The organism is Acinetobacter sp. RF15B (genome assembly GCF_007558235.1).
Taxonomy (GTDB): Bacteria; Pseudomonadota; Gammaproteobacteria; order Pseudomonadales; family Moraxellaceae; genus Acinetobacter; species Acinetobacter lwoffii_C.
Map to the genome: position 1 here is coordinate 34419 of NZ_VLSR01000021.1, position 11887 is coordinate 46305.

Genomic DNA, 11887 nt, shown 5'->3' on the forward strand with positions numbered 1-11887 from the left:
GGCTGACTGGTTTTTTAAATTCAGCACCATGACCTTAATGCGGTTCTTTCAGCACTCTGGAGTGTAATTCTTTTAAGCCCTGCAACATCTGGTCTTGCACTATCGGGGTCAAAGTATCAACGGTCAGTCCTGCTGTCGGAATAGCCGGCAAAGCCATCAGATGCGCAGTCACTTTCGGCATTTCCAGTACATTTTGCACATGGGCCGCAAAGCTGATGTTATCAATAAATGGCGCTACCATATCCAGTTGACCTTGCTGATTGACATAACACAGCAGGCAGATTTGAACCGGACGCTGCGCTTCAATTGCAGCTCCTAGAATACGGCCATGCACCTTCTTGATTGAACGGCCATCCGAAGTCGTAGCTTCCGGGAAAAACAAGACCGGAATATCCTGCTTTAAAAACTCGCTAATCTGCTCACGGATTCTTACCGAATCTCCCGAACCCCGTTTAATAAATAAGGTTCCGCCACTTTTGGCCAACTTTCCCAATACCGGCCAGTTTTCGATTTCGGCTTTGGCCAGAAAAAACACCCGGGCAGCCGAGCCTAAAACTGCCACATCCAGCCAGGAAATATGGTTGCTTACCCACAGGGCAGGCTCACGTGGAATGGTGCCATGCACTTTGACTTCAATATTAAAGACCTTGCACAACTGACGGCAAAAATACTGCACATAACGTGTATTGTTTGGATTATTCGGATGTTTATACAGGCTATGCCGGTATACCAGATAAAACCCTTCACTGATTGTGGTGACGGATGCAAAGATTTTTCTGGAATAGAGAAAGAATTTTGCAAAGCCGCTTATCTCAGCTGTTTGATTGTGTACAGTAGGGTGCATAAAAAGATCACTAAATCCTAAACAAGATACAGGGAATATCCACGAATTAAACTTATTCTATACTTTTCAATCTTAACTTGCATTGATAATAAAAAGCCTCTCATGCCATTTCTCGGATTAATTTAAATATGATTTTTAAATCAAATAAAAAAAAGTCATCGAAATATCAGAGCAAAAAAGGATGAAACTATGCAAAAAACCCAGCAGTCCTGCCATGAAATGATTCCACCGGCACAAGCACTTAAATTTATTCTCGGCATAACTCTGTTCTATACCTGTGTTCTGGTAACACTTGCACAACTGTTTGTCACGGTGCTTTAAAAGAAAGCCTTGTATGCCCGTATCTGTTCTGTTCATTTTCCACTAAAATGAAATTTTACAATGGAGCATGTGCTGAGTGGAATATGTAGAGCAACATCGGGGAAAAGAACAGGTCATACTGGTCAGTGTGAGCGTACAAATACTGGAAGACCTGGATGCTGATGAGTTTCACTTGCTGGCACAATCTGCTGATGCTGAAATTCTGCAACATATTCATACACAGCGCCTCCGTCCGGACCCGAAGCTGTTTATCGGTTCAGGTAAGGCTGAAGAAATTGCCGAACAGGTCAAACTGCTGGATGCCAATCTGGTCATTTTTGATCATGCACTTTCTCCGGCTCAGGCCCGTAACCTTGAATACATGTTGAAATGCAGGGTTGTGGACCGGACTGAGCTGATTCTGGATATTTTTGCCCAACGCGCTCGGACGTATGAAGGGAAATTACAAGTTGAACTGGCGCAGTTACAGCATTTATCTTCACGTCTGATTCGCAGCCGTGGCAATCTTGACAGTCAAAAAGGTGGGATTGGCTTACGTGGCCCCGGGGAAACCCTCCTTGAAACTGACCGCCGCCTACTGCGGATTCGTATGGGTCAGCTTAAAGCCAAACTGGATAAAGTCCGTCAAACCCGCACCCAAGGGCGTGTTGCCCGTCAAAAAGCGGCTGTGCCGACAGTTTCTCTGGTGGGTTATACCAATGCCGGCAAATCCACCCTGTTTAATATTCTAGCCGGCAGCGATGTCTATGCCGCCGACCAGCTCTTTGCCACCCTCGATCCAACCCTGCGCCGTCTGGAATGGGACGGCATTGGCAATCTGGTTCTGGCCGATACTGTAGGTTTTGTCCGCAATCTTTCCCACTCGCTGGTGGAATCTTTTAAAGCAACGCTCGAAGAAACCCTGGAAGCTACGTTGCTGTTACATGTGATCGATTCCAGCAGTCCAGATATGCTGGAGCAGATTGAAGCGGTCGAAAAAGTCCTGCAAGAAATCGGCGCAGATGTACCGATGCTGCGTGTCTACAACAAGATTGATTGTAGTGGTGAAGAGCCAAAAATCATTTACCGACAACCGGGCCTGCCTGAGCGGGTGTATATTTCAGCCCATAGTGGCGCGGGTATTGATTTATTGCGTAAGGCTGTACATGAAGCCCTGATGGGGCAACTTCAGTCGTTTGAGCTGGTTCTGCAGCATGCACATGGCAAGTTACGTAATCAGTTATATAGTCTCAACGTCATTCAGTCTGAACATTATGATGAGGAAGGCCACCTGCATCTCAATATCCGGATTGCACCACAAAAACTGGAACAACTGATTAAACAGGCGCATTTACCCCTCGAGGACATTCTTGGCAAGCAGGCGCAACAATTCAAGCGTCCACTGGAAGAATTTGAAATCAAGACCAAGATCGAGTAAAACTTGATTATTAAACTTTTTATTAAATGACTACAATTGATGAACTGGATAAAAAATATCGACTGGCCAGCATGGATCGCCACTCTACTGCTGATTGTGTTTTTTCGTGAAGGCTCAGTATGGATCATGACTCAACTCAATCATCCCGAACTGGGAAATCTGGTCGGGCTGATCAGTCTGCTGATTGTACTGTTTACGTGGCGTTATTTTTCCAAACTGCCTCCACGTCTGATTGATACCAATAATAAACTGATGAAAGAAAGTGCCTTTGCCTTTTTGCCGATTAGTGCGGGTTCTTTGATCATGCTGATCCAATTGGGACAAAAGATTCCAGCCTTTATGCTGGTGCTGTGCCTGAGCACGCTTCTTCCTCTTTGGATCTACGCCAAAATGGCAAAACGCTGGTTATAGGAATCCCACATGCTCTCTATTCTGTATAGTTTTTTGATTACCCTGATCGCTTATCTGCTGGCCAAGCCGCTTAACCGTTTCATTCCACAAATTCCAGTCATTGTTTTTGCCATGTTTCTGGTATTGCTCATCCTGTTCGGATTCGGTGTTCCCTATGAACATTATATGGATGAGGTCAATCCGATCTTTAACCATCTACTCGGTTACGTAACAGTTGCCCTGGCGATTCCACTTGCTGCCATGCGCTATGATGACCTGCCTTTAAAAGCCATTATCGGGATTTTGATCTTTGCCAGTATCAGTGCCGTGGCTTTACCAATGGGACTGGCTTATCTGCTGCACATGTCTTCTACCGATATTATGGCTTTTGCCACTCGTGCAGTCACCACACCGATTGCCATCAATATTGCCACCTTACTTGAAGCCCCTATCAGCCTGACTATTTTAATTGTGATCCTGTCTGGTGTGATCGGTGCTGCTTTTTCACCGTTTATTTTAAGGCATATCAATGATGAACGCGCCTCCGGCCTGGCATTGGGACTGGCAGCACATGCGATTGGCACAGCACAGGCATGGCAGCGCGGCAGTGTTGCAGGACGCTATGCTGCATTCGGTATGGCGGTCAATGCCGTTTTCACTGCAATATGGCTACCATCATTTATCTTTTTTCTGCAAAAAATGTGACTAAACAATCATTTTTAAATGATTGTTTAGTCTATTAATTAAGCTTATTATCAATTTGTATTTTGTCATAAAGTAAAGGATGATTTTAATGAAAAAGATTAAATTGGTTTCCGCCCTTCTCTTGAGCAGCTTTTCAGGCATGATTTGGGCCAATGATATTACAGGGCTGTGGAAAAACATCGATGACAAAACAGGCTCTTCAAAAGCTGTTTTAGAAATCCGCCAAGAATCAAATGGCAGCTATACTGCTAAAATTATAAAAGTTACCCCGCGTCCAGGTTATACCCCGAAAGAAACCTGTGTTTCCTGCCCTGCCCCTTATACCAATAAACCAATCTTGGGCCTAGACGTACTGACCGGTCTTAAAGCAGACGGCGAGAACAACTACGTGGGAGGTAAAATCCTGGATCCGCTTTCAGGAAAAATCTACAGCACCAAAGCCAGACTGAGCCCGAATGGCAAGCGTATTACTTTACGCGGCTATGTGGGTGTCTCTGCACTCGGCCGCAGTCAAACATGGATTCGCCACGACTAGTTTAAGGCCTGCGCCAGAAGCATAAAACTGAATAAAAAATGTTTCAAATCCAAAAAAATAACCAGTATTCAACTGCAGAATCTAGGCCAATATCGCATATAAAAAATTAGATTCGGCACTTGAATGGCAAGTGGTCAAGGGGGAAATAAAGATGCAGAAAAGTATAATATGGGCATCACTCGCAGGTTTACTTTCATTCAGCTCAGCACTTTTTGCTCAAGGTCTAAGCGGTATTTGGCAGCAAATTGACGATAAAACGGGATCACCTAAAGCACTGATTGAAATTCGCCAGGAGCACAACGGCACATATACGGGGAAAATCACAAAAATTACCCCGCGTCCGGGCTATACACCCCGGGAAAAATGCGTAGACTGCCCTGCGCCTTATACCAATCAGCCTATTCTCGGTTTAGATATCTTTCAGAACTTAAAAGCTGATGGTCAAAACATGTATTCGTCAGGCAAAATCCTTGATCCGCTTTCAGGCAAAGTCTATAACCTGAAAGCGAAGCAGTCTGCCAATGGCAAACGTCTGCTTTTACGAGGATATATCGGCATCTCTGCGATTGGTCGTACACAAACCTGGATACGCCTAGAATAAAACACCTATATCAATGCATGCGTTTAGCGCAATTCATTTAAAGATATTAATGAACTAAAATTTAAAATCGGGGGATAGCTCGTATTGTATGCAGAGATTTTATAGTGGTATAGGATATAACAGCGGCTGGGCAATCCACCTTGACCAGATCTGACTTCGTTATCCGCTCAAGCTATAAATGATAAAAAAGCCACGTTTAAGTGGCTTTTTTATGTGGAGTGTCATGCGACCGGATTATCAATTGCAAACATCTGCTGATCTTCCAGACGAAAAGCCATTAACTGATGGCCCCAGACACAACCGCCATCTACGTTTTGAATTTTTTCAGTAATTGTTTGGCCTTGCAGGGCAGCCCAATGACCAAAAAGAATCTGATGGGTCTGTGCCGCAGGCGACTCAAACTCGAACCAGGGTTTAAAGTCTTCCGGCATTGGATCATCCAACGCGTCTTTAAAACTATAATCCAGACGTCCTGCTGCATCGGTTAAACGCATACGGGTCAAATAGTTAACGATACAGCGGATCCGTTCATGCCCTTCAAGCTGATCCGACCATAAAGATGGCTCTTTACCAAACATCTCATTCAGGAAAGCATCCACAATTTCAAAGTCATCATGAGCAATGACCGTTCCGACTTCCTGGGCCAGTTCAGCCGTTTTAGCCGCATCCCAAAGTTTTGGAATACCGGCATGAGTCAAAATAGTCTGTGGATTTGGAAACAGGCAGAGCGGCTGTTTACGCAACCAGTCAATCAGATCATCACTGTCGATGGCATCAATCACATCACGGACATTGTCCTGATCTTTAATCGGCTTAATCCCACGTGCATAAGCCAGTAAGGTCAGATCATGATTGCCCAATACCGTTGCAGCAGCCCCATAATCAGCCAGCTTTTTAACAAAACGCAGTGCTCCCAGCGAATCTTCACCGCGCGCCACCAGGTCGCCAGCAAACCAGATAAAGTCCTGATCAGGATCAAACCGAATTTCTTTCAGTAAGGCTTTCAAGGCTGCAAAACAACCCTGCACATCCCCAATCACATAATTGTATCGAACCATGCGTGCCATAAGATTAATTTACCATTTGATCTGATAATGCTACAAATTGAGCCAGTGTCAGGGTTTCTGGCCGCGCCATCGGATCGACCCCCGCCTTTTCAAAGCCTTCTTCTGCCAGCATTCCTTTCAAGCTGTTACGTAAGGTTTTACGACGCTGGGTAAATACATGCGCGACCAGACGTGCCAAGGCTTTTTCATTTTTTGCCACAATCGGTTTAGTTACATAAGGTTCTAAACGGAATACTGCAGAAGTGACTTTTGGAGGGGGATTGAACGAGCCTGGCGGGACTTCAAACAGGAAAGTCGGCTTGCAGTAATATTGAATCATCACCGACAAACGGCCATATTCTTTGGTATTCGGCACGGCCGTAATACGATCTACCACTTCCTTTTGCAGCATAAAATGCATGTCTTTGACTTTTTCACCAAATTCCAAGAGATGAAACAGTAGAGGTGTTGAAATATTATAAGGTAAATTACCCACGACACGTAACGGGCGACCTTCCTGAAAAAGTTCAGTAAAGTCATATTTCAACGCATCGGTTTCTACAATGGTTAAGCGTTCAGGATAAGGCACACGACCCGGTAAGCCTGCTGCTAGGTCACGATCCAGTTCCACCACCGTCAAGGCATCACATTCACCAATTAACGGAGAGGTTAAAGCAGCCAGACCTGGTCCAATTTCCACAATATTGTCACCCGGACGCGGGTTCACAGAACGGACAATTTTAGCAATGACACGTTGGTCATGTAAGAAGTTTTGACCAAAACGCTTGCGCGTATGATGCCCTTCATCTTTCGGGTTTAAGGCATTAATTTGATACATAGACATTTCCAACGTGTAAAAAAGACAAGATCACTGACGCGCTAGATCCAGCGCTAAATCCACAGCTACATGCAAGCTTGAGCTTTTTGCAAGACCACTACCTGCCAGGGAGAGAGCTGTGCCATGATCGACCGAAGTACGGATGAACGGTAAGCCCAAAGTAATATTGATGGCTTCACCAAAGCCCTGAGATTTTAACACAGGTAAGCCCTGATCGTGATACATCGCCAGAACCGCATCAGCATCTTTTAAATTTTCCGGCGTAAATAAAGTATCGGCAGGCAGGCTCAGACTGAGGTTAATACCCTGAGCACGATAGCTTTCCAGCACCGGATTAATCACTTCGATTTCTTCCATACCCAAATACCCCCCCTCACCCGCATGCGGATTCAGGCCACACACTAAAATATGCGGATGCTGGATTTTAAATTTGGATTTCAAGTCATGAATCAGAATATCAATTACCTGATGCAAGCGCTCAGGTGTAATAGCCTCCGCCACTGCACGTAAAGGTAAATGTGTGGTGGCTAAAGCAACACGCAAGGTTTTAGTGGCCAGCATCATTACCACGCGCGGCACGCCCGCAAATTCCTGGTAATATTCGGTATGTCCGCTAAAATGAATCCCGGCTTCATTCATCACGGACTTCTGTACGGGAGCCGTTGCCACGCCTACACTTTTGCCCGTCATGGCATAATCAGCCGAGCGACGTAATTGCTCCAGCACATAGGCGGAGTTATACGGATTCAGCTCTCCTAAAATAACCTCCTGTTCTAAAGACACATGCTCCACATAAAGCTGGCCTTTTTCTGACGAACAGCTTTGTCCTGTATATTCAACCAGCTTCACCTGCTGGTTCAAACAGTGTGCCCGGGCTTCTAACAGGCTCATATCTGCCAGCACCACCACCGGCCGTTCATCCACACGTTCTGCAAGGCTTAAACAGATATCCGGACCTATACCCGCAGGTTCACCACTCGTCACATATAAAGGCAGCATGATTGACTCAAATTAAAGCATATGCCTCAAGTATACCGCCTGCAGATTCCATATTCATGCCTATTAAAAAGCTATCTGATATTAATAGGAGCTGGAATATGTACCAATTCAGAGACAGTGCTGACACAAAGTTGTAAGACAAAAAGAATCAGATAAATGAATCATGACTAAGCAGATAGCAACATAACCCTGAGCATTCAGCAACAGCATACTGATACTGACTGCACTCTACATTAGCACCGGTAGCAGTGGTAAATATGAATTAAGATATATCCACAATCTTGGTAAATGCATCCATTCCAGAAGCAATGCCATAATCAATTCCAGTGCCTGCAGAGATAAAAAACGGAATACGCCGCCAAAGCTGAATTTTGCAAATTGAGAAATCGTAAAGTCGGCTGGCTAATCTATTTTAGCCACCTTCTCAGCCTTATTTTCGAGGGAAAGGTTGATTCTTTTTATCCTGTGTTGTTATTTTGATCGTGGTTGAGGGCTCAGAAAAGCGGAAGTTTCATTACTTCCTTTTCTTTATGCTCTACTATATAATGCAGCGCTTGGAATTCTTAATTTTCATTTGTGATTCTTCACGTATTCGTTTAGAATCTCGTCTCCTTTTTGTTTGGACAGCTTCCATAGTCCAAACCAACTATAATAGGTAGTGGTTTAATGAAAACTCTCAGCGCTAAGCCAGCTGAAGTTCAACACGACTGGTACGTTGTTGATGCTTCTGGCAAAACTCTAGGTCGCCTTGCGACGGAAATCGCTCGTCGTTTACGCGGTAAGCACAAGACTTGTTATACTCCTCACGTTGACACTGGCGACTACATCGTTATTATCAATGCTGAGCAAGTTCAAGTGACTGGTAACAAGGCACTTGATAAGAAATACTATCGCCACACTGGTTTCCCTGGTGGTATCCGTGAAACTAATTTTGAAAAACTAGTTGCTCACAAACCAGAAGAAATCTTCCAACGCGCTGTAAAAGGCATGTTGCCAAAAGGTCCTCTTGGTTATGCAATGATCAAGAAAATGAAAGTGTACGCTGGTGCTGAGCATCCTCACACAGCTCAACAGCCACAAGTTTTGGACATCTAAGGGATACAGCACATGGCTACTAATTATGGTACAGGTCGCCGTAAGACCGCAACTGCACGTGTTTTCTTATCTGCTGGTACTGGTAAACTCGTAATCAACAACCGTTCACTTGAACAATACTTCGGCCGTGAAACAGCTCGTATGATCGTTCGTCAACCTCTAGAGCTTCTTGAAGCCACTGAGAAATACGACCTTTACATCACTGTTGCTGGTGGCGGTATTGGTGGTCAAGCAGGCGCTATCCGTCACGGTATTACTCGTGCACTGATCGCTTCTGACGACACACTCAAATCTGCTCTTCGTCAAGCTGGTTTCGTTACTCGTGATGCTCGTGAAGTTGAACGTAAGAAACTTGGTTTACGTAAAGCGCGTAAACGTCCTCAATTCTCTAAACGTTAATTCGTTTACCGGATTGGACAAAAAAACCTTGGATTATCCAGGGTTTTTTTATGGCTTATTTATTTTCATCCAGTTTGATTTCTTAGTGCTTATTGCTCATATATATCCCTCCCCCAGTTCCCCTCATGACACCAAAAAGATCTAGTGAAATAATAACGCGCTACACCAATCAAAACAAACAGCGATACTACAACTCCTTTAATTCAAGGAAGCTGTTTGAACATTTTTTAGCATATTTTCCTTTAATTATTTTCTTATAACTTAAAGAGACAAATATCAATTCATCTTTGATGCTTGGTGCTTTTTGGGGCGAATTTTAGTATCCTAGTCCATCTATTAGAATTTGTTCAGGATTTATGACAGTCGAAAGTGCGCCTCTTCAAGGAATTACCTTATATAGTCATGCCGATGACTTTCGCTCCCATTGGATCCGCTACGTACTTGCCGAAAAACAAATAAAATACAACCTGATTTTAGTCGATCATGACGATGCAGATCTGGCCAGCCTAAATCCGTATAACCAGCTTCCCATGCTGATTGAAAATGAGCTCAAGCTGTTTAATAGCAATATTATTTCTGAATATCTGGATGACCGTTATCGCCAGAACAAGCTCTATGCCGATGCACCCATGCCGCGTGCAGAACAGAGACAGTATCTCTGGCGTTTTGAGCATGACTGGCTAAAACTGGCAGATATTATGTTGCGTCATCCCGATACGTTGGACCTGCAAGCACGCCAGCAGGCACAGCACCAGCTACGCGATATCCTGATTTCACTGACACCGCTGTTCCAACATTTTCCTTATTTTATGTCAGAGCACTTTAGTATCCTGGACTGCATGCTGTCACCCGTTTTTGTGCGTTTGCCAAGTATGGGGGTAGAATTACCTAAACAGCAATGCCGACCATTTTACTTATATTGTCAACGTATTTTTAGTCGCCCTGCATTTGTCAAATCCATGACCTTGCAGGAAAAAAACCGTTATCAAAAGCAATTGTCGAACCTATAGAGAACTCCCATGTCTGAACCAGAATTCAACTTAAGTCCTACCCGTCCTTATATGGCGCGTGCAATCTATGAGTGGATTTGTGATAACAATATGACACCTTATCTACTTGTCGATGCGACTCAGCCTCATACCATGGTACCAGAGCAGTTTGTTAAAGATGGGCAGATTGTTCTAAATATTGTGCCTCATGCGGTTCATGCCCTAAACATCAGCAATGACAACATCAGCTTTTCTGCACGTTTTGGCGGTGTCTCGCGTGATATTTACGTACCAATGGCAGCAGTAGTAGGGATTTATGCCCAAGAAAACGGTCAAGGCCTGTTCTTCGACCCAAGTGAATATGAGCATATCCAAAATGAAGAAGATGCTTTAAAATCAAGCACTGAAAAGCAACCTGAACCAACCAAGAAAAAACCAACGTTAAGGTTATTAGATTAAATAAAAATGGAGCAAGTGTATGGCTTTTGATTTGGTACAATATTTTGTTGAACAGATAGAAACTCAAAAGCCTGAGCTTCTACAAAACCATACAAAAGAACAAAGACGAGAATATATTTCTGAAATTAATGCGCTGACTTTAGGTAAATTAATTACACAGTGGCGCGATAATCCACAGAAAATTTATAACGAAATCACGCATCCTGATGAACTTTATATTCTGGAGATTTCCCGTCATCTCACCACACGTCCGGAAAATAAATCAGATCTGCCACGCAGCGAGCTTGAGCATCTCAGCGCTGAAATTTTTCATTTGCAATTGTCTGAATTAAAACAATTGCATGACACCGCCAATCATAACCTGAATAGCATTCAGGAATTGCTGCTGGGTCAGATTGAGCATTTGTCAGGTCAGGCAGATGATTGGGTTTGGGCAACAAATAATCTAACGGAACTTAAAGACTCTAAACCCATTCCTCAAGAAGAGCTATCATTAGAGACTTCAATGAAGGAGTTTAATCACATGGTTAACCAAAATACTCAGCATGTTACAGTTGAAGCAGAAGAAGTTGTCCTCATCAATGTTCCGGGCTGGGCAAAAGTTTTAGAGCCTGTTGTTGCAATTGTGATTTTATGGATCTTAGCAAGTGCTTTAATGCAATTATTTGTATAAGCAGCCCCTCAACTTTTGCAACACCCGGTTAAACCCCTAATACTTTAGAGTATTAGGGGTTTTATATTTAGAGCGCTATACCACGTCCAAATTAAACATAAATGGGCTAATACAGTTAACTGTGAACCTCTCAAACACCTCTCCAACTAAAATCATCTTCTCTGGCTCAAGTGCTAATAGCCATTGCTTAAATGTCATTCAGATAAGTAGCTGTAAATCAGCACTCTAATAGATGAAATACTGTAGACAAGCGATGATTTGAACCTAGGCTTCTGTTTGTATGCCATCCTGCACCATAATCAATGCTTTTATAATATAGCTCCTAGAAGACTGTGAACCTAAATATTTGGAGGTAAATACTGCGGATGACTCATATAGATAACGATGTAATTCGTTTATTTCTTTTCATTTTATAAAAAAGAAATCCCCCTGCTTTTTAGCAGGGGGATTTTTGAATAATGAGCTGGCGATGACTTACTCTCACATGGGTAACCCCACACTACCATCAGCGCAAAGAGGTTTCACTTCTGAGTTCGGGAAGGGATCAGGTGGTTCACTCTTGCTATGGTCGCCAGC

Annotated in this window: 15 protein-coding genes and 1 rRNA gene; 11 read left to right on the top strand and 5 right to left on the bottom strand. The window is 43.7% G+C overall.

Translation table 11 applies throughout. The features are described from left to right. Positions 1–34: 34 nt before the first annotated feature. Positions 35–844, bottom strand: coding sequence for a lysophospholipid acyltransferase family protein (locus tag E2K74_RS12540; protein ID WP_151207994.1), 810 nt, complete (start codon positions 842–844; stop codon positions 35–37). Positions 845–1033: 189 nt separating this feature from the next. On the opposite strand from E2K74_RS12540, the gene E2K74_RS15020 reads away from it, so the two are divergent. The 6 genes from E2K74_RS15020 (at position 1034) to E2K74_RS12565 (ending at position 4813) form a co-directional block, all read left to right on the top strand. Continuing rightward, positions 1034–1165 carry a hypothetical protein gene (locus tag E2K74_RS15020; RefSeq protein WP_264766500.1) on the top strand — a complete coding sequence of 44 codons (132 nt, stop codon included), beginning with the start codon at positions 1034–1036 and terminating at the stop codon, positions 1163–1165. A 76-nt stretch (positions 1166–1241) separates the two neighbouring features. Then, entirely contained in the window at positions 1242–2582 is a 1341-nt protein-coding gene (hflX, locus tag E2K74_RS12545) for a ribosome rescue GTPase HflX (RefSeq protein WP_151207996.1), read from the top strand. 39 nt (positions 2583–2621) lie between these two features. Then, positions 2622–2993 (top strand): hypothetical protein, encoded by a 372-nt coding sequence (locus E2K74_RS12550; protein ID WP_151207998.1) that lies wholly within the window; start codon positions 2622–2624, stop codon positions 2991–2993. Positions 2994–3002: 9 nt separating this feature from the next. Continuing rightward, positions 3003–3677 (top strand): LrgB family protein, encoded by a 675-nt coding sequence (locus E2K74_RS12555; protein WP_151205288.1) that lies wholly within the window; start codon positions 3003–3005, stop codon positions 3675–3677. Between the two features lie 88 nt (positions 3678–3765). Further along, positions 3766–4212, top strand: coding sequence for a DUF2147 domain-containing protein (locus E2K74_RS12560; protein ID WP_151205289.1), 447 nt, complete (start codon positions 3766–3768; stop codon positions 4210–4212). Between the two features lie 151 nt (positions 4213–4363). After that, positions 4364–4813 (top strand): DUF2147 domain-containing protein, encoded by a 450-nt coding sequence (locus tag E2K74_RS12565; protein WP_151208000.1) that lies wholly within the window; start codon positions 4364–4366, stop codon positions 4811–4813. A gap of 221 nt (positions 4814–5034) precedes the next feature. Here E2K74_RS12565 and E2K74_RS12570 read toward each other — a convergent pair whose 3' ends face one another. The 3 genes from E2K74_RS12570 to pdxA are packed head-to-tail and all read right to left on the bottom strand — an operon-like array spanning position 5035 to position 7696. After that, positions 5035–5880 carry a symmetrical bis(5'-nucleosyl)-tetraphosphatase gene (locus E2K74_RS12570; RefSeq protein WP_151208002.1) on the bottom strand — a complete coding sequence of 282 codons (846 nt, stop codon included), beginning with the start codon at positions 5878–5880 and terminating at the stop codon, positions 5035–5037. A 4-nt stretch (positions 5881–5884) separates the two neighbouring features. Continuing rightward, complete coding sequence (gene rsmA, locus E2K74_RS12575) at positions 5885–6697, bottom strand: 16S rRNA (adenine(1518)-N(6)/adenine(1519)-N(6))-dimethyltransferase RsmA (RefSeq protein WP_151208004.1); 813 nt, start codon at positions 6695–6697, stop codon at positions 5885–5887. 30 nt (positions 6698–6727) lie between these two features. Beyond that, positions 6728–7696 (bottom strand): 4-hydroxythreonine-4-phosphate dehydrogenase PdxA, encoded by a 969-nt coding sequence (pdxA, locus tag E2K74_RS12580; RefSeq protein WP_151208006.1) that lies wholly within the window; start codon positions 7694–7696, stop codon positions 6728–6730. Positions 7697–8362: 666 nt separating this feature from the next. On the opposite strand from pdxA, the gene rplM reads away from it, so the two are divergent. From rplM to E2K74_RS12605, 5 genes are all read left to right on the top strand, one after another. Continuing rightward, on the top strand, positions 8363–8791 hold the full coding sequence (rplM, locus tag E2K74_RS12585; RefSeq protein WP_151205294.1) for a 50S ribosomal protein L13: 429 nt from the start codon (positions 8363–8365) through the stop codon (positions 8789–8791). A 12-nt stretch (positions 8792–8803) separates the two neighbouring features. After that, a complete protein-coding gene (gene rpsI, locus E2K74_RS12590) occupies positions 8804–9190 on the top strand; it encodes a 30S ribosomal protein S9 (protein ID WP_151205295.1) in 387 nt (128 codons plus the stop codon). A 356-nt stretch (positions 9191–9546) separates the two neighbouring features. Next, a complete protein-coding gene (locus E2K74_RS12595) occupies positions 9547–10200 on the top strand; it encodes a glutathione S-transferase N-terminal domain-containing protein (RefSeq protein WP_151208008.1) in 654 nt (217 codons plus the stop codon). A 9-nt stretch (positions 10201–10209) separates the two neighbouring features. After that, a complete protein-coding gene (locus tag E2K74_RS12600; protein ID WP_151205297.1) occupies positions 10210–10638 on the top strand; it encodes a ClpXP protease specificity-enhancing factor in 429 nt (142 codons plus the stop codon). 19 nt (positions 10639–10657) lie between these two features. Next, positions 10658–11311, top strand: coding sequence for a hypothetical protein (locus tag E2K74_RS12605; RefSeq protein WP_151208010.1), 654 nt, complete (start codon positions 10658–10660; stop codon positions 11309–11311). Positions 11312–11772: 461 nt separating this feature from the next. On the opposite strand, the gene rrf is transcribed toward E2K74_RS12605, so the two are convergent. Continuing rightward, a 5S ribosomal RNA gene (rrf, locus tag E2K74_RS12610) occupies positions 11773–11887 on the bottom strand.